The following is a 17,071-nucleotide window of genomic DNA, read 5'->3' on the forward strand; positions in this document are numbered from 1 at the left end:
GATTTACGAAAAGCCGTAATTTCGCCATCTCCTCCGATTTTTTACAACCTGTTGAAATTGCTTTCGTTTTTACACCGCCGGCAATTGGCACGCCCCTTGCCCATGGAAGGACAAACGCCGCCCGCCGACGAGGGTGGGCGGCAGGGCTCCAACGAAGGGGACAGACATGGCTTCGAAATCTCTGGGCAACCCGTATGACGGCGACACCGACCTGCGGCACGGCAAGGGCTGCACCTGCACCACCTGCGAGACCGGCTTCAAGGCCGAACAGGTGACGGCGGCGCCCGAGACCAGTGAAGAGATCCTGGAACGGGCGGTCGAAAGCGCCATCGTGCGCTCGGTCTTCGGCCATAACGAACTGTCGCGCCGCTCCTTCGCCAAGATGCTGGGCGGCTCCACCCTCGCCGCCGCGCTCGCCTCCGTGCTGCCGATCGAGAAGGCCAAGGCCGCGATCCTGGACAATCTGGGCACGCCCGAGAAGGCCAAGCTGAACGTCGGCTTCGTGCCCATCACCTGCGCCACGCCGATCATCATGGCGAAGCCCATGGGCTTCTATGAAAAGCACGGGCTGGACGTCGACGTGATCAAGACCGCCGGCTGGGCGGTCGCGCGCGACAAGTCCCTGAACAAGGAATACGACGCGTCCCACATGCTGACGCCCATGCCGCTGGCGATCACCATGGGCGCCGGCTCCACCGCGACGCCGTTCCTGATGCCGGCGGTCGAGAACATCAACGGCCAGGCCATCGTCCTGCACGTCGACCACAAGGACAAGAACGACCCGAAGATGTGGAAGGGTTTCCGCTTCGGCGTGCCCTTCGAATATTCGATGCATAATTTCCTGCTGCGCTACTACGTCGCCGAACACGGCCTCGACCCGGACAAGGACATCCAGATCCGCGTCGTGCCGCCGCCGGAGATGGTCGCCAATCTGCGCGCCGGCAATCTGGACGGCTACCTCTCGCCCGACCCGTTCAACCAGCGCGCCGTCTGGGAGAAGGTCGGCTATATCCATCTTCTCACCAAGGACATCTGGGAGGGGCATCCGTGCTGCGCCTTCGCCTGCAGCCTCGAATTCGCCGAGACCCTGCCGAACACCTATGGCGCCCTGCTGAAGTCGATCGTGGACGCGACGCAATACGCCCACGACCCGGCCAACCGTAAGGAAATCTCTGCCGCCATCGCGCCCGCCAACTATCTGAACCAGCCCGTTCCGGTGATCGAGCAGGTGCTGACCGGGCGCTATGCCGACGGTCTCGGCGAGATCAAGGACGTGCCGGACCGGATCGACTTCGATCCCTTCCCCTGGCACTCCATGGGGGTCTGGATCCTGACCCAGATGAAGCGCTGGGGCTATATCGAGGGCGACGTCGACTACAAGGGGGTCGCCGAGAAAGTCTATCTGGCCGCCGACTGCGCCAAGGTCATGAAGGACCTCGGCATCGAGGCGCCGAGCAAGACCTATGAGGGCTATACGATCATGGGCAAGCCCTTCGATCCCGAGAAGCCGGAGGAATACGTCCAGAGCTTCGCGATCAAGCGGAGCTGACCATGGCGGCGTCGCTCCGCCTGAAGGCGGCGGTCGTCTCGATCCTGCTGCTCGTCTTCGGCCTCGGCCTCTGGGAGGGGCTGACGCCGACGGTGAAATCGGCCGAGGAGATGACCGAATACGAACTCCTCATGGGGGGCGCGGACCAGGAGGCCCGCGTTCCCCCGCCCTCCGACGTGATCGGCAGGGCGTGGGAGGAATTGTCCGATCCCTTCTACGACAACGGCCCGAACGACAAGGGCATCGGCATCCAGCTCGCCTATTCGCTCTACCGGGTGCTGGCGGGTTATTTCCTGGCCGCGCTGATCGCCATTCCGATCGGCTTCCTGATCGGCATGTCGCCCCTGATGTATCGCGCCCTCGATCCCTTCATCCAGATTCTCAGGCCGATCTCGCCGCTGGCCTGGATGCCGCTGGCGCTCTTCATCATCAAGGACAGCCAGGCCTCCGCCATCTTCGTGATCTTCATCTGCTCGATCTGGCCGATGCTGATCAACACCGCCTTCGGCGTCGCCGGCGTGCGCCGCGACTGGGTGAATGTCGCCCGCACCCACGAATTGGGCCCGCTGCGCACCGCCTTCACGGTGATCCTGCCGGCGGCGGCCCCCACCATCGTCACCGGCATGCGCATTTCGATCGGCATCGCCTGGCTCGTCATCGTCGCGGCGGAGATGCTCGTCGGCGGCACGGGCATCGGCTACTACGTCTGGAACGAGTGGAACAACCTGGATCTCACCAGCGTGATCTTCTCGATCCTGACCATCGGCGTCGTCGGCATGCTGCTGGACGCCGCCTTCGGCCGGATCCAGCGAGCCGTGCAGTATCAGGAGTAAGCCCATGGAGCCACGCCCCTTCCTGGAGATCGACGGTCTCGCCAAGCGGTTTCCGGCACCCGCCGGCGGCGCCCCCCTGACCGTTTTCGAGAAAGTCTCCTTCGACATCGCCAAGGGCGAATTCGTCTGCATCATCGGCCATTCCGGCTGCGGCAAGTCGACGATCCTGAACATTCTCGCCGGCCTCGACGAGGCGAGCGAGGGCGCCGTGATCATGGACGGCACCGAGGTTTCGGGCCCCAGCCTCGACCGCGGCGTGGTGTTCCAGAATTATTCGCTGCTGCCCTGGCTCTCGGCCCTGAAGAATGTGACCTTCGGCGTCCGCGCCCGGCACCCCGACTGGTCGAAGGAACAGGTTCTCGAACATTCCTACAAATATCTGGAGATGGTCGGCCTGACCCAGGGGGCGGAGATGCGAAAGCCCTCCCAGCTCTCTGGCGGCATGCGCCAGCGCGTCTCGATCGCCCGGGCTTTCGCGATCCAGCCGAAGCTTCTCCTCCTCGACGAGCCCTTCGGCGCCCTCGACGCCCTGACCCGGGGCACGATCCAGGACGAATTGATCCGCGTCTGGTCCGGTTCCGACCAGACCGTATTCATGATCACCCACGACGTCGACGAGGCGATCCTGCTCGCCGACCGCATCCTCTTGATGACCAACGGGCCCTATGCCCGCGTCGCCGAAAGCGTGGTCGTCGACATTCCCCGTCCGCGCAACCGGGCGGAGATCGTCCATCAGCCCGGCTACTACGAGATCCGCAACCATCTGGTCGATTTCCTCGCCGTCCGCTCCCGCGAGATGGCAGGAAGCGACAAGGGCAATCCCTCGGGCATGAACCGCCCGGTCACGGTCCGCCCCGCCCTCGACGGCGGGGAGGAAGACCCGGTGGAAGGCCCGGGCACCGACAACGTCTTTTCGATCGCGCGCTGAAGAAAGGGTAGCGAGCATGATGACCAAGCTGGACGTCACCGAAATGATCATGGAGCGAAAAAGGGCGACCGGCATGACCTGGGCCGCCATCGCCGAGGCGGTCGGCCTCTCCGAGGTCTTCACCACCTCCGCCTGCCTCGGCATGAATTCCCTGCCGCGCGACAAGGCCGACAAGCTCGTCACCACCCTGGGCCTGCCCCAGGAAGCCGCCGTGGTCCTGGCCGAATTTCCGACCAAGATGTTCGACCAGTCGATCCCGACCGACCCCTGCGTCTATCGTTTCTACGAAATCGTCGGCGTCTACGGCCAGACCCTGAAGGAACTGATCCAGGAGAAGGGCGGCGACGGCATCATGAGCGCCATCGACTTCGACATGTCGGTCGAGAAGATCCCCAACCCCAAGGGCGACCGCATCGAAGTGAAGATGAGCGGCAAGTTCCTGCCCTACAATCGCTGGTAACGAAAAACTCGTCGCCCCGGCGCAGGCCGGGGCCTTTCGACGGAAGATCGCCCTTCTCGATGGAAGATCCCGGCTTGCGCCGGGATGACGATTTCGGTCCGGCCTCCTCTCTCCCTTGACATGAAGCCTCGCACGAACAGAACATATAGGGAACATTTGGCATGAGTCGAAGGTCCGCCATGGCGGCGCCTGCGTATCTGCCCTATATGATGGCGTTTCCCCATCGGCGCCGTTCCGCGTAGCAGAGGCCCCATGTCGTCCAAGTGCATCAGTGTGCGCGGCGCCCGCGAACACAATCTGAAGAACGTCGACGTCGACATCCCCCGGGACAGCCTGGTGGTGATCACCGGCCTGTCGGGATCCGGCAAATCGTCCCTCGCCTTCGACACGATCTATGCCGAGGGTCAGCGCCGCTATGTCGAGAGCCTGTCGGCCTATGCCCGACAGTTCCTGGAACTGATGCAGAAGCCGGACGTCGATCATATCGAGGGTCTGTCGCCCGCGATCTCGATCGAGCAGAAGACGACGTCGCGCAACCCGCGCTCCACCGTCGGCACTGTGACCGAGATCTACGACTATCTGCGCCTGCTCTATGCCCGGATCGGCGTGCCCTATTCGCCCGCCACCGGCCTGCCGATCGAGAGCCAGACCGTCTCCCAGATGGTCGACCGCATCCTCGCCATGGCGGAGGGCACCCGCCTCTATCTGGTCGCGCCTTTCGTGCGCGGCCGGAAGGGCGAGTACCGCAAGGAACTGGCGGACCTGCAGAAACGCGGCTTCCAGCGCGTGAAGGTGGACGGCACGCTCTACGAGATCGCCGAGGTGCCGGCCCTCAATAAGAAGCTGAAACACGACATCGACGTGGTGGTGGACCGCGTCGTGGTGCGCGGCGACATCGCCGGGCGCCTGGCCGACAGTCTCGAAACCGCGCTCGAACTCGCCGACGGCATCGCCATCGCCGAGGATGCGACGAGCGGCGAGCGCACGACCTTCAGCCAGAAATTCGCCTGCCCCGTCTCCGGCTTCACCATCGAGGAGATCGAGCCGCGCCTGTTCTCCTTCAACAATCCCTTTGGCGCCTGCCCGACCTGCGACGGCCTCGGCGTGAAGCTCTATTTCGATCAGGCCCTGATCGTGCCCGACGACGGGCTGAGCCTGTCCCAGGGTGCCATCGCGCCCTGGGCCAAGACCATCTCCGCCTTCTTCACCCAGACCCTGGAGAGCCTGGCGCGGGCTTATAAGTTCAGCCTGAACCGGCCGTGGCGCGAACTGCCGGAGAAGGTGCGCGACCTCCTGCTCCACGGCTCGGGGCGCGAAGCCATCACCATGACCTATCAGGACGGTTCGCGCCGTTTCGAGACGACGAAGCCGTTCGAGGGCGTGATCCCCAATCTGGAGCGGCGCTGGCGCGAGACCGAGAGCGACTGGATGCGCGAGGAACTCTCGGCCTATCAGTCCGCCGCGCAATGCGAAGCCTGCGGCGGCCACCGCCTGAAACCGGAAGCCCTGGCGGTGAAGATCGCCGGCCTCCATATCGGCGAGGTGACGGAGAAGTCGATCGCCGAGGCGGCGGCCTGGTTTCTCGCCCTCGACCACAAGCTGACGGCCAAGCAGGGCGAGATCGCCGCCCGCATCCTGAAGGAGATCAACGAGCGCCTGGGCTTCCTGGTCAACGTCGGTCTCGACTATCTGACCATGGCACGCGCCTCCGGCACGCTGTCGGGCGGGGAGAGCCAGCGCATCCGCCTCGCCTCCCAGATCGGCTCGGGCCTGACCGGCGTGCTCTACGTCCTGGACGAACCCTCCATCGGCCTTCACCAGCGCGACAACGACCGCCTGATCGAGACCCTGAAACGCCTGCGCAATCTGGGCAACACGGTGATCGTGGTCGAGCATGACGAGGATGCGATCCGCACCGCCGATCATGTCATCGACATGGGCCCCGCCGCCGGCGTCCACGGCGGCACCGTGGTCGCGGAGGGCACGCCGGCCGAGATCATGGCCAATCCGAAGAGCCTGACCGGGCAATATCTCTCGGGCGCGCGCACCGTGCCCGTGCCCGCCACGCGCCGCCCCTTCAACAAGAAGCGGGTGCTGTCCGTGATCGGCGCCCGGGCCAACAACCTGCGGAACGTGACGGCGCATATCCCGCTCGGCACCTTCACCTGCGTCACCGGCGTCTCGGGCGGCGGCAAGTCCAGCCTCGTCGTCGAAACCCTGTTCAAGGGCCTGTCGCGGCGCCTGAACGGCAGCCGGGAACTGGCCGGCGCCCATGACGCGATCGAGGGCGTCGAACTGATCGACAAGGTGATCGACATCGACCAGTCGCCGATCGGGCGCACGCCGCGTTCGAACCCGGCCACCTATACCGGCGCCTTCACCCCCATCCGCGACTGGTTCGCCGGCCTGCCGGAAGCCCAGGCCCGGGGCTACAAGCCGGGCCGCTTCTCCTTCAACGTGAAGGGCGGACGCTGCGAGGCGTGCCAGGGCGACGGCGTCATCAAGATCGAGATGCACTTCCTGCCCGACGTCTACGTGCAATGCGACGTCTGCAAGGGCAAGCGCTACAACCGCGAGACCCTGGAGATCACCTTCAAGGACCGTTCCATCGCCGACGTCCTCGACATGACGATCGAGGAGGCGGCGGAATTCTTCAAGGCCGTGCCCTCGATCCGCGACAAGATGGAGACCCTGAAGCGCGTCGGCCTCGGTTACATCAAGGTCGGCCAGCAGGCGACCACCCTGTCCGGCGGCGAGGCCCAGCGCGTGAAGCTGGCCAAGGAACTGTCGCGCCGGGCGACCGGCCGCACCCTCTACATCCTCGACGAGCCCACCACGGGCCTGCATTTCGAGGATGTGCGCAAGCTCATGGAGGTGCTCCAGGCCCTGGTCGAGACCGGCAATACGGTCCTCGTCATCGAGCATAATCTGGAAGTCATCAAGACCGCCGACTGGATCATCGACATGGGCCCCGAAGGCGGCAACGGCGGCGGCGAGGTGGTGGCCGAGGGCACGCCCGAGGACGTCGCCGCCGAGGAACGCAGCTATACCGGGCTCTACCTCGCCAAGATCCTGGGCGCGGCCGGACGGACACCCAAGGGTGAGCCCACGGGCGGCCGCAGGAAGCGCGCCAGAACCGCGTCCCGCGCCTGAACGGATACCCCGCCCGAGGGGACTGGCGCCGCCGTCAGGCCCAGCCCTCGACCACGATCTTGCCGCGCGTGGCGCCGGTTTCGACCCGCCGATGGGCTTCGCGCAGGGTCGCGGCGTCGATCGGCGACAGCACCTCGGCCAGCGTGGTGCGGATGCGTCCCGCGTCGATCTCGTCGGCGACGAAGGACAGCAGACGGTGCTGCTCGATCATGTCGGGGGTGCGATGCATGGCGCGGGCAAACATGAATTCCCAATGCAGGCTGGCCGCCTTGGTCTTCATGCCGGCCATGGGCATCGGCAGATCCGTGTCGTCGATGGAGACGATCCCGCCTTGGGGGCGGATCAGTTCGACCGCTTCGTTCCAATGCCGCATGTCGTTGAAGATCGCGACGTGATCGACCGTGGCGAAGCCCGCGCCCCGCACCTGCGGCACCAGCGGCGCGCGGTGGTCGACGACGTGATCGGCGCCCAATTCGCGCGCCCAGGCGATCGTTTCGGGGCGCGATGCCGTGGCGATGACGGTGAGGCCGGCGCGCCTTGCGAGCTGGATGCCGATCGAGCCGACGCCGCCGGCGGCACCGACGATCAGGATCGACTGGCCGGCGTCGGCGCCGTCGCGATCGATGCCGAGACGGTCGAAGAAGGCTTCATAGGCGGTGATCGTGGTCAGCGGCAGGGCGGCCGCCTCGGCGAAGGACAGGCTGGCGGGCTTGCGGCCGACGATCCGTTCGTCGACCAGATGGAATTCCTGATTGGTGCCGGGCCGCGTGATGTCGCCGGCGTAATAGACCGGATCGCCGACGGCGAAGAGCGTGGCCTCGGGCCCCACGGCCGCGACCACGCCGGCGGCGTCATAGCCGATGACCCGGGGCGTATCCTCCACCGTCGCCTTCGGCGCGCGGACCTTCACGTCCACGGGATTGACCGAGACGGCCTTCACCGCCACCAGGATGTCGCGGCCTGTGGGCACGGGCCGGGGCAGTTCGACGTCGAGCAGGGCTTCCGGATCGGAAACCGGCAGATAGCGGATCAGGCCGACGGCTTTCATGGTTCGCTCCTCATATTCGGGCATCCGACCGGTATCGCCGGGTGCGTCGGGAGCGAAAATAATTATTGCCTGAGCCCCGTATAATGATGAAGGATTCGAAATCGTATTTCGGCATTGGCGAACAATGAATCTCGACGCCCTGGCTCTCTTCCTGCTCATTCTCGAAAAGGGCGGCATGGCGGCGGCCGGGCGGGAAATGGGCCTTGCGCCCGCGTCGGTGTCGGAACGGCTGGCCGCGCTCGAACGGCACTATGGCGCGACCCTGCTGCGGCGGACGACACGGGCCCTCCATCTGACCGACGAGGGGCGCGTGCTGGCGGACGGGGCGCGCCGCCTTCTGGCCGAAGCGGCCGAACTCGATGCCCGGGTCAGGGCCGGCACCGAGACCCTGTCGGGCCAGATCCGGCTGAGCGCGCCGGAGGATCTGGGGCGGCGGCGCATCGTGCCGCTCGTCGATTCCTTCCTCGAACGGCACCCGGCGGTCGCCGTCGACCTCAATCTGACGGATGGCTATGTCGACATCGTCGGTCAGGGACTCGATTTCGCCGTCCGTCACGGCCTTCTGGCGGACAGCAGCCTGAAGGTCCGCGCCCTGGGCGGCAACCGAAGGGTCGCCTGCGCCTCCCCGGCCTATCTCGCCGCGCGGGGCACGCCGCGCCATCCAGACGACCTCGCCGATCACGACTGCATCGTCATGCGTTTCGGCCAGAACATCGACCGTGCCTGGCCTTTCCTGATCGGCGGCAAGCCGCATCGGGTGATGGTGCGCGGACAGCGGGTCGCCAATGATGGTGGCCTCGTGCGCCAATGGGCGCTGGAAGGGCGGGGCATCGCCCTGAAGTCCGTGCGCGATGTCGACGACGACCTCGCGGAGGGCCGTCTGGTGGAGGTCCTGGCGGCCTTTTCGACCGGCGAGACGGCGCTGCAGATCGTCTATCCGCCCCTCGCCGTACAGCCACGGCGGGTCCGCCTGCTGATCGACCACATCGCCGACGCCCTGCGCAGGCCCTGACAACGCCGACCCTGACCGCTCTGGCCCTGACCGCTCTGGCCCTGAGCGCGCCGGCCCTGAGTGCCCTGCGGCTTCAGTCGCCGGGCGCCGGTGCCCGGGCCTTGTTCTCTCGATCCAGGTCCTCGGCCGTCAGGGCGATCATCCGGCAGAAGGCGTCGAGCATGGCGCGGCCCTTGACGGGATCGCGGGCGGCGGCCCAGCGCGCGGCCACGTCGGTCATGTGGATCATCAATTCGATCGTCGCCTCGAGGGTCATGGGATCGATGTTGGGCAGCAGGCCGCGGACCACGCCGAGCAGTGCCCCCGCATTCTTCGAGACATGACCGACGTTGGTCTCGCGCATGTGGCGGTGGGTCAGGATCTCGGTCCAGACGTCGCGCATGGCCGGGTCCTGGTGGAAGACGTCGTAGTAATGGCCGACCGCCTGCTGGGCCTGGCGGATGAAATCCTCGACCGTCTCGACATCGCGCATGGCGAAGGCGAGAACGTCACGATTGGCGCCGTGATAGAAGGCGGCCAGCGCATCGCGCAGCGCCTGGTCGTCAGGAAAGACCGCGCGCGCGGCACCGACGTCGGCCTTGCACAGGTCGGCCGCCGCCGCCACCGTGACATCGGCGAAGGACCGGGTCCGTGCCAATTCCTCGGCAGCCTGCAACAGGCGATCGGAAAGATCGGGCCTGTATGTCATGTTTCGCCGCTCATCCTTGTGCCCTTATGTGTCCTGAGTGCCATCATAAGGTGAAGATGCCCTTAACCAACGCATGATGGGAATCGACCATGCTCGAATTGAGACCGGGCTGTGAGTATTGCGATCGGGATCTGCCGCCCGACAGCATGGATGCGCGCATCTGCTCCTTCGAATGCACCTTCTGCCGCGATTGCGCCGAAGACGTGCTGGGGGGCGCGTGCCCCAATTGCGGCGGCGAACTCGTGCGCCGGCCGATCCGTCCGACGGCGGCGCTGGCCCGTTTCCCCGCCACGGCCACGCGCGTTCACAAGCCGCCGGTGACGCGCGCCTGACCGGTGACGCGCACCCGACCACACGCGCCCGATCACATGCACCCGACCGGCAGCACGGCCGTCGGATTGCACCGCAATCGCCCGAAAGCCGCCTCGCCCCGGCCCGCCTAAGGTGCCGCCTCGACAGAGGGAGAGGCACGATGACACGTCTGGACGGCAAGATCGCGGCAATCACGGGAGCGGGTTCCGGAATCGGCAGGGCGGCGGCGCGCCTGTTCGCGGCGGCGGGCGCGCCCGTCGTCGTCAATGCGCGCCGGGCGGCGCCGCTGGCGGCCCTGGTCGCCGAAATCGAGGGCGCGGGCGGCCGCGCCGTCGCGGTGGCCGGCGATGTAACCGATCCGGACACTCACGCCGCGATCGTGACGACCGCGCGGCGGGCCTTCGGCGGCCTCGACATCGCCTTCAACAACGCGGGCACCGTCGGCGCGGCCCGGCCCGTCGCCGATCTCGACCCCGGCGAATGGGCGGATGTGCTGGCGGTCAATCTGTCGGCGGCCTTCCTCGGCGCCCGGGCGCAGATCCCGGCCCTGCTGGAACGCGGCGGCGGCGCGCTGATCTTCACCGGCAGTTTCGTCGGCAACAGCGTGGGCCTGCCGGGCATGGGCGCCTATGGCGCGGCCAAGGCGGGGCTGATGGGCCTGGTGCGGGGCATCACGGCGGACTACGGCGCCCTCGGCATCCGGGCCAACGCCCTTCTGCCCGGCGGCACCGAGACCGCCATGGCGGGCGATGCGGCCCAGCGCGAATGGGCCGCCGGGCTCCATGCCCTGAAGCGTATCGCGCAGCCGGAGGAGATCGCCCGCGCCGCCCTCTTCCTCGCGAGCGACATGGCGAGTTTCGTCGCCGGTTCCGCGCTCTGGGCCGACGGCGGCAATGCCGCCGTCAAGCTCTGACCTCAGGCGCGCAGGCCGCCCGGCGCGGCCAGCCCGCCGCCCAGCATGGCGCGCCAATTGGCCGGGGTGACGCGGGTCATGTAGTCGCGCTGCATCTCGGGCGTCAGCACTTCGATCATGTAGCGGTTCTCGAGCCAGAGTTCGACCACGCCGAAGACGCCGCCCCGGTCGGCGACCTGCACGCGCCAGCCGTGGCGGGCGCCGATATCGGCGATCTCTTCCGCCGAAAGCGCGCTGGCGATCGCCAGATGATCGCCGACGAAGCCGCGGCTGGGCCGGCCGGTGCCCACGGCGACACCGGCGGGCGACGGTTCCAGGGTGCGGTCGTCCGGATAGACTTCGATCGTCGTCGCCCGCTCGTCGCCGGCGAAGACCACCTGGGCACCCGGCACCGGGGGAAAGGGCATGGCCTCGCCCTGCCAGATTTCCGCCAGGGCGGATGCCACTTTGCCGACCTCGCGGGCCGGGATGGAGGCATGGAACAGCATCATTCGTCTCGCTTCTGCGGTTGAGCGGGCAGGGAATCGGGCATCGGCACGTCGCCCCGCTCGATCGCGGCGAGCAGGCGGTCGATGGCCCAGGTCACGGTTTCGCCGGCGGCCCGGCCGTCGATCTGCCAGAAGTCGCGCATGGTCGCCCAGGCGGTGGCGGAATAGAGAAGCTGCATCAGGGCGCAGACGCGGTCCGCCGCCCCGGGCGGCAGGTCGCGCAGGCGCTCTTCGAGGATGGTGCGATAGGCGGCCTGGCGTTCCGCGTTCACCCGGAGGCGGAAGGCGCGCCCGGCCTCGGAATAGACCAGGGCCGACATCATGCCGGCGCGGCGGTCGAAACCCTCGTAGACCTCGGGCGGGAGGCGGCGAAGCTCCGCCTCGCTCGCCGGGAAGCCGGCGATGCCGGCCTCGCGGTTCACCCAGTCCCAGAAGGCGTCGAGCAGTTCGGGACGCGACGGGAAATGGCGATAGACGGTGCGCTCCTGCACCCCGGCGGCGGCGGCCACGGCGCCGTAGGAGAGGGCGTCCAGCCCGCCCGCCTCCACCACCTGGCCGACCGCTTCGAGGATGGCGTCCCGGGTCGCCGCCTGCTGGCGGCGGCGGAGCGGACTGTCGTATGTCTTGCTCGGTGTATTCATGTCAGTTTTAATGACATGAATACACCGAACCTGTCAACTCACCTGGTGCCGGCCCCCTGTGACCGCGATCACTCCTCGATCGAAAGGTCGCGGAGGTAGAGCGCCACGAGATGTTTGTATTCGCGCACCATGGCATAGCCGACCGCCTCTTCCTCGAGGCTGACGGAGCGCACCAGGCCTTCCGACATATGCACCATGGTCGAGGCGGCGAGCATCAGGCGGTCGTGCCCCAGATGCGGGAACAGGGGTTTCAGCGCCTCGACGATGATCACCGCGACCTGACGGGCGGCGGCATGGTTCAGGGCCTGGAGTTCGCGGTCGGCCAGCAGGCCGAACCAGACGTCGCGAAAGGCGGTGTCGGCCCAGGTGGTGGCGAAGGACTGGTCGATGACCTGCCAGAGCTTGCGCTTCGCATCCTCTATGGTGCGGACGTCGCGCAGCTTGTCCTCGGTCAGGCGGCGGTTGGCGGCCATGTAGCGCTCGGCCAGCGCGCGCAGAATGGCGCCCCGGTCGGCGAAGAACTGATAGATCGAGCCGATGGGCACGTCGGCCGCCGTGGCGATCTCGCTCATCTTCAGGGCGTCGACACCCTTCTGTCGGATCAGCGTCTCGGCCGCCGCCAGGATCTGTTCCACGCGCTTTCGCCCGCGCGCCTGCACCGGGCGGCGGCGCGGCGCCCCGGCCTTCGGCAGGTCCAGCGCACCCGACGGATCCTCGCCCGCCGAGGCGATCTCGTTTTCGTCCTTCGCCACCCTGTCTCTTGCTCTCGTCATTGTCAGTTCCATGATGCCCCTGCGCGATTCTGTCTCATTGCGCGGCACTTGTCCGCGTCTTAGTGCCAGACGCAGCAAGGGGGGACCACGATTTTGCACGGCAGCGACCGAATTCGCCGCGGGAGGATGCGCGGAAAGGCGGCCTGGCTCGCCTGTCTGGCGCTGTTGCTGCAGCTCGTCGCGCCCCTGTCCCCCATGCCCGCGCCCCGGATCCAGGCGGGGGAGATGCCGACCAGCCTGGAAGGCCTGGCCTGGGCGCTTGCCGCCAATCTCTGTTCCACGGCCCTTCCGGCCGACGATGACGGCAAGGCCCCCGGCAAGTCCGGTCAGGGCTGCCAGATCTGCATCACCACCAATCTGGCCGGCCATTTCGTCGCGCCGCTCGCGCCGCCGCTGACCTTCCCCGCCGCCTTCGGCCGCGTCGACTGGCGGCATCAGCCGCTGGCGCCGCCGCGCCTCGCCCATGCCGTGGGTGTCCAGCCGCGCGGCCCGCCGCCTTCCGTCTGACCAACGAGAGAACCGCCTTCTAGGGGCTTCGAGCGCCGGCCGCACGGTCGCGCGCTCCGGGGCCCGCATCTGGTCATACGGAAACCGCCATGAAGATCCATTTCGAACGCGCCGCCTCCCTGGCCGCGCTGCTCACCACCCTCGCCCCCCTGCCGGCCCTGGCGGCCGACCCCCTCGCCTGCGCCGATCCCGCCGCTGAAATCACGCCGACGAAACTGCCCGTGGTGGTGGTGACGGGGCGAAGCGAGCCGGCCGCCGCCACCCTTTCGGCCGACGATATCGCCGAGGCCGGCATCGCCTCCCCCGACAGCGCGCGCCTGCTGGCCGGCCAGCCCGGCGTCAGCCTGAAGACCGGGGGCGCCATTTCCAGCCTGCCCGTGCTGAACGGCCTGGCGGACGACCGGGTGCGCATCCTGGTCGACGGCATGTCGCTCACCGCCGCCTGCCCCAACCACATGAACCCGCCGCTGTCCTATGTCGCGCCCGGCCGGATCCAGAGCATCGAGGCGATCGCCGGCGTCACCCCGGTCAGCCTCGGCGGCGACAGTATCGGCGGCACCATCGTCGTCGAGCCGGCCGCGCCGGTCTTCGCCGCCGGCCCGGGCGAGGAGATCGTCACCGGCCGGGTCTCGACGTCCTATCGCTCCAACGGCGACGGCATCACGGTTTCGGGCGACACCACGGTCGCGACCGACAGGCTCAGCGTCGGTTATGCCGGCTCCTGGTCCCGCACCCTCGACTATGAGGGCGGCGGGCCGAACCGCACCGTGCGCGCCACGGAGTCGGAGAATTACGACCACAATCTGACCTTCGGCATCCGCGCCGCCGACACGCTGATCACCCTTCGCGGCGGCCTGCAGTACACGCCCTACGAGGCGTTCCCGAACCAGCGCATGGATCTGACCGACAACGAGAGCCAATACGCCAACGCCCGCCTGCAGCGCGATTTCGACTGGGGCGGCGTCGACCTGCGGCTCTACTGGCAGCATGTCGAGCACGAGATGGACATGCTGGAGGACAAGGGCGGCGCCATGCCCATGAACACCAGGACCACCGATCTCGGCTATTCGCTGGCGGTGGACATTCCCGTGACCGACGGCAGCCTGAAATTCGGCAGCGAGTTGCACAGCCTGACCCTCGACGACTGGTGGCCGCCGCTCGCCGGCAGCATGATGATGGGCCCGAACACCTTCTGGAACATCAACAACGGCACCCGCACGCGGATCGGCCATTTCGTCGAATGGGACACCCGCTGGTCCGAGGCCTGGAGCGCGCAATTCGGTCTTCGCAACGACATCGTGCTGATGGATACCGGCAATGTTCAGCCCTATTCCACCATGGGCATGATGCATGCGGCGGATATCGCGGCGGCGGCGGCCTTCAACGCCCGCGACCATGAACGCACCGACGTGAATTTCGATGCCACCGCCATGATCCGCTTCGAGCCCGGCCCCGTCACGGCCTACAGTCTCGGCTTCGCCCGCAAGACCCGCTCCCCCTCGCTCTACGAACGCTACACCTGGGGCCGGGGCGACATGGCGCTGGCCATGGTCAATTGGTTCGGCGATGCCAATGGTTACGTGGGCGACATCGACCTCGACCCCGAGGTCGCCTATACCGCCGGCGTCACCGCCGACTGGCATGCGCCGAATGGTGCCTGGCGCGTGAAGGTGACCCCCTATGTCACCTATGTCGAAGATTTCATCGACGCCGATCCCTTCGGCACCTTCGGGCCGGCCAATGAATTCGTCCAGCTCAAGTTCGCCAATCACGACGCCCTGCTCTATGGCTTCGACGTGGCCGGCAGCGCGTCCCTGGCAAGGGGCGGCGTCATCGGCGATCTCGATCTCTCGGGCAGCCTCGGCCTCGTTCAGGGCGAGCGCATCAATACCGGCGACGATCTCTATCACCTGCCGCCGCTGCGCCTTCGGCTCGTGCTCGACCATCGCCTGGGCGACTGGTCGAACGGTATCGAGATGGTCGCCTCCGCCTCGAAGACTGCCGTGAACGCAGCCCGCAACGAGCCGAAGACGCCGGGCTACGCCCTGCTCAACCTCCGCACCGCCTATCAATGGCCGGGCCTGCGGCTCGATGCCGGCATCGACAATGTTCTCGACCAGCGCTGGTACGATCCGCTGGGCGGTGTCGACTATGCCGATTTCGACATCAACGGCGGCCCACTGCGCCCGCTGGAGGGTGAAGGCCGTTCGTTCAACGTGGGCATGACCGTCAGCTTCTGAGCCGTGCCGACAAGGGGCGCGGGCACCGTCCCGCGCCCCTTGCCTTTGGGCCGCAACAACATGAAACTCCGTCACAATAAACGCGGGAGGGAGAGCATGGAGATCGCGGATTATCTGGCCGAGGACGGGATCGGCCTGGGCGGCCTCGTCGCCAAGGGCGAGGTCAGCGCGGGCGAACTGGCGGAATGCGCCATCGCCCTCGTCGAAAAGCACAATCCCGCCCTGAACGGCGTCGTCATGAAGGCCTACGACATGGCCCGCAAGACGGCGGAAAGCCCGGTGGCCGGGCCCTTCTCGGGCGTGCCGCTGCTCTTGAAGGACATCAACGCGCTCTGCGTCGGGCTCGGCACGCGCCAGGGCTCGCGCCTGTTCGACGGCGTGATGGACGACCACGACAGCGAAATCACCATCCGTTACAAGAAGGCCGGCTTCAACATCCTGGCCAAGACCAATGCGCCGGAATTCGGCATCCTGCCGACGACGGAATCGCTTTATCACGGGCCGGCGCGCAATCCCTGGAACACCAATCATTCGACCGGCGGCTCGTCGGGCGGATCGGCCGCGATGGTCGCCGCCGGCTGCGTGCCGCTGGGTCATGCCAATGACGGCGGCGGTTCGATCCGCATTCCGGCCGCGGCCTGCGGTCTGGTCGGCCTGAAGCCGACGCGGGCGCGGGTGCCCCTGGGCCCCGACCTGGGCGACGCCCTCGGCGGCCTGGTCTGCGACCATGTCGTCACCCGCACCATGCGCGACTGCGCCCATGCCCTCGATGCCGTGGCGGGGCCGGACGTCGGCGATCCCTATTTCGCGCCGGCCCAGGCGCGGCCCTTCGCCGAGGCCCTGGAAGGGGTGAAGCGCCCCTTGCGCGTCGCCTTCGCGACCACCGATTTCCTCGGCAATCCGCTGCATGCCGAATGCCTGGAAGCCGTGAACAAGACCGCGAAGACCCTCGAATCCCTCGGCCATCACGTCGAGGAAGGGGTGCCGGCGGCGCCGGCCGACATGGTCTCCCACGCCTTCATGACGCTCTGGACCGCCGGCATGGCCGCGCTCGCCCAGGGGGCGCCCATGCAGGGCGGCGGCATCGCCGGGCCCGACACGCTGGAACCCATGACCCTGGCCCTGGTCGAACACGCCAGCAAGACCACGGCGGCGGAATACGTCATCGCCCAGGTCATGCTGCAGCGGATCTCGCGCTTCATCGCCCAATTCTTCGAGACCGTCGATGTGCTGGTCACCACCACCCTGACCCGGCCGCCGGTCGAGATCGGCTATTTCGACGTCACCTCGTCGGACTGGCAGGCGGAGTTGAACAAGGCCGCGGAATATGTGAACACGCCGGTCTTCAACTTCACCGGCCAGCCGGCGATCAGCCTGCCCCTGCATCAGTCGGCCGACGGCCTGCCGGTCGGCGTGCAGATCGTCGGCCGCTTCGGCGACGAGGATACGCTGATCGCGCTTGGCGCCGATCTCGAGAAGGCGATGCCCTGGGCGGCGCGCAAGCCCGCCATCTGGGGCTGACGAGA

At 67.3% G+C, this 17,071-nt stretch carries 16 protein-coding genes; 11 read left to right on the top strand and 5 right to left on the bottom strand.

Annotated features, from left to right (window positions below; genetic code table 11):
- The first annotated feature begins 166 nt into the window (after positions 1-166).
- From L2U69_RS04610 to uvrA, 5 genes are all read left to right on the top strand, one after another.
- Positions 167-1,549, top strand: a complete 1,383-nt coding sequence (locus L2U69_RS04610; RefSeq protein WP_236105375.1) for a CmpA/NrtA family ABC transporter substrate-binding protein — start codon at positions 167-169, stop codon at positions 1,547-1,549.
- Positions 1,550-1,551: 2 nt separating this feature from the next.
- Positions 1,552-2,382, top strand: coding sequence for a nitrate ABC transporter permease (ntrB, locus tag L2U69_RS04615; RefSeq protein ID WP_236105376.1), 831 nt, complete (start codon positions 1,552-1,554; stop codon positions 2,380-2,382).
- A 4-nt stretch (positions 2,383-2,386) separates the two neighbouring features.
- Positions 2,387-3,310: an ABC transporter ATP-binding protein gene (locus tag L2U69_RS04620; protein ID WP_236105377.1), complete on the top strand. Its 924-nt coding sequence runs from the start codon at positions 2,387-2,389 to the stop codon at positions 3,308-3,310.
- Between the two features lie 16 nt (positions 3,311-3,326).
- The gene (cynS, locus tag L2U69_RS04625) at positions 3,327-3,770 is read left to right on the top strand and encodes a cyanase (RefSeq protein ID WP_236105378.1); all 444 of its coding nucleotides are present in this window, start codon (positions 3,327-3,329) and stop codon (positions 3,768-3,770) included.
- Positions 3,771-4,022: 252 nt separating this feature from the next.
- Positions 4,023-6,923 (top strand): excinuclease ABC subunit UvrA, encoded by a 2,901-nt coding sequence (gene uvrA / locus L2U69_RS04630; protein ID WP_236105379.1) that lies wholly within the window; start codon positions 4,023-4,025, stop codon positions 6,921-6,923.
- A 34-nt stretch (positions 6,924-6,957) separates the two neighbouring features.
- On the opposite strand, the gene L2U69_RS04635 is transcribed toward uvrA, so the two are convergent.
- Positions 6,958-7,971, bottom strand: a complete 1,014-nt coding sequence (locus L2U69_RS04635; RefSeq protein WP_236105380.1) for a zinc-binding alcohol dehydrogenase family protein — start codon at positions 7,969-7,971, stop codon at positions 6,958-6,960.
- 124 nt (positions 7,972-8,095) lie between these two features.
- Between L2U69_RS04635 and L2U69_RS04640 the strand changes: the two genes are divergently transcribed.
- Positions 8,096-8,983 (top strand): LysR family transcriptional regulator, encoded by an 888-nt coding sequence (locus L2U69_RS04640; protein ID WP_236105381.1) that lies wholly within the window; start codon positions 8,096-8,098, stop codon positions 8,981-8,983.
- A 73-nt stretch (positions 8,984-9,056) separates the two neighbouring features.
- On the opposite strand, the gene L2U69_RS04645 is transcribed toward L2U69_RS04640, so the two are convergent.
- On the bottom strand, positions 9,057-9,671 hold the full coding sequence (locus tag L2U69_RS04645; protein WP_236105382.1) for a hypothetical protein: 615 nt from the start codon (positions 9,669-9,671) through the stop codon (positions 9,057-9,059).
- A gap of 89 nt (positions 9,672-9,760) precedes the next feature.
- Between L2U69_RS04645 and L2U69_RS04650 the strand changes: the two genes are divergently transcribed.
- Together L2U69_RS04650 and L2U69_RS04655 are read left to right on the top strand one after the other, a co-directional pair.
- Entirely contained in the window at positions 9,761-10,003 is a 243-nt protein-coding gene (locus L2U69_RS04650; RefSeq protein ID WP_236105383.1) for a DUF1272 domain-containing protein, read from the top strand.
- 140 nt (positions 10,004-10,143) lie between these two features.
- Positions 10,144-10,896: an SDR family oxidoreductase gene (locus L2U69_RS04655; protein WP_236105384.1), complete on the top strand. Its 753-nt coding sequence runs from the start codon at positions 10,144-10,146 to the stop codon at positions 10,894-10,896.
- 2 nt (positions 10,897-10,898) lie between these two features.
- Here L2U69_RS04655 and L2U69_RS04660 read toward each other — a convergent pair whose 3' ends face one another.
- The 3 genes from L2U69_RS04660 to L2U69_RS04670 all read right to left on the bottom strand — a co-directional run bounded on the left by L2U69_RS04660 (position 10,899) and on the right by L2U69_RS04670 (position 12,777).
- Positions 10,899-11,387, bottom strand: coding sequence for a hypothetical protein (locus L2U69_RS04660; protein WP_236105385.1), 489 nt, complete (start codon positions 11,385-11,387; stop codon positions 10,899-10,901).
- A complete protein-coding gene (locus L2U69_RS04665) occupies positions 11,384-12,025 on the bottom strand; it encodes a TetR/AcrR family transcriptional regulator (RefSeq protein WP_236105386.1) in 642 nt (213 codons plus the stop codon). The genes L2U69_RS04660 and L2U69_RS04665 overlap by 4 nt, the downstream gene beginning before the upstream one ends.
- Positions 12,026-12,093: 68 nt before the next feature.
- Complete coding sequence (locus L2U69_RS04670) at positions 12,094-12,777, bottom strand: TetR/AcrR family transcriptional regulator (RefSeq protein ID WP_236105387.1); 684 nt, start codon at positions 12,775-12,777, stop codon at positions 12,094-12,096.
- Positions 12,778-12,924: 147 nt separating this feature from the next.
- Between L2U69_RS04670 and L2U69_RS04675 the strand changes: the two genes are divergently transcribed.
- The 3 genes from L2U69_RS04675 (at position 12,925) to L2U69_RS04685 (ending at position 17,066) form a co-directional block, all read left to right on the top strand.
- Positions 12,925-13,305, top strand: a complete 381-nt coding sequence (locus tag L2U69_RS04675; protein ID WP_236105388.1) for a DUF2946 family protein — start codon at positions 12,925-12,927, stop codon at positions 13,303-13,305.
- Positions 13,306-13,394: 89 nt separating this feature from the next.
- Positions 13,395-15,545, top strand: a complete 2,151-nt coding sequence (locus L2U69_RS04680; RefSeq protein ID WP_236105389.1) for a TonB-dependent receptor plug domain-containing protein — start codon at positions 13,395-13,397, stop codon at positions 15,543-15,545.
- Between the two features lie 96 nt (positions 15,546-15,641).
- Positions 15,642-17,066 (top strand): amidase, encoded by a 1,425-nt coding sequence (locus L2U69_RS04685; protein WP_236105390.1) that lies wholly within the window; start codon positions 15,642-15,644, stop codon positions 17,064-17,066.
- Positions 17,067-17,071 lie beyond the last annotated feature (5 nt).

This window comes from Zavarzinia marina (assembly GCF_021568905.1).
GTDB lineage: Bacteria > Pseudomonadota > Alphaproteobacteria > Zavarziniales > Zavarziniaceae > Zavarzinia > Zavarzinia marina.

Coding starts and splice junctions, on each gene's coding strand:
- L2U69_RS04620 (WP_236105377.1), top strand. CDS start 2,387: ATGGAGCCACGCCCCTTCCTGGAGATCGACGGTCTCGCCAAGCGGTTT.
- uvrA (WP_236105379.1), top strand. CDS start 4,023: ATGTCGTCCAAGTGCATCAGTGTGCGCGGCGCCCGCGAACACAATCTG.
- L2U69_RS04675 (WP_236105388.1), top strand. CDS start 12,925: ATGCGCGGAAAGGCGGCCTGGCTCGCCTGTCTGGCGCTGTTGCTGCAG.
- L2U69_RS04685 (WP_236105390.1), top strand. CDS start 15,642: ATGGAGATCGCGGATTATCTGGCCGAGGACGGGATCGGCCTGGGCGGC.
- L2U69_RS04640 (WP_236105381.1), top strand. CDS start 8,096: ATGAATCTCGACGCCCTGGCTCTCTTCCTGCTCATTCTCGAAAAGGGC.
- L2U69_RS04645 (WP_236105382.1), bottom strand. CDS start 9,671: ATGACATACAGGCCCGATCTTTCCGATCGCCTGTTGCAGGCTGCCGAG.
- L2U69_RS04680 (WP_236105389.1), top strand. CDS start 13,395: ATGAAGATCCATTTCGAACGCGCCGCCTCCCTGGCCGCGCTGCTCACC.
- L2U69_RS04650 (WP_236105383.1), top strand. CDS start 9,761: ATGCTCGAATTGAGACCGGGCTGTGAGTATTGCGATCGGGATCTGCCG.
- cynS (WP_236105378.1), top strand. CDS start 3,327: ATGATGACCAAGCTGGACGTCACCGAAATGATCATGGAGCGAAAAAGG.
- L2U69_RS04635 (WP_236105380.1), bottom strand. CDS start 7,971: ATGAAAGCCGTCGGCCTGATCCGCTATCTGCCGGTTTCCGATCCGGAA.
- L2U69_RS04655 (WP_236105384.1), top strand. CDS start 10,144: ATGACACGTCTGGACGGCAAGATCGCGGCAATCACGGGAGCGGGTTCC.
- L2U69_RS04660 (WP_236105385.1), bottom strand. CDS start 11,387: ATGATGCTGTTCCATGCCTCCATCCCGGCCCGCGAGGTCGGCAAAGTG.
- L2U69_RS04665 (WP_236105386.1), bottom strand. CDS start 12,025: ATGAATACACCGAGCAAGACATACGACAGTCCGCTCCGCCGCCGCCAG.
- ntrB (WP_236105376.1), top strand. CDS start 1,552: ATGGCGGCGTCGCTCCGCCTGAAGGCGGCGGTCGTCTCGATCCTGCTG.
- L2U69_RS04610 (WP_236105375.1), top strand. CDS start 167: ATGGCTTCGAAATCTCTGGGCAACCCGTATGACGGCGACACCGACCTG.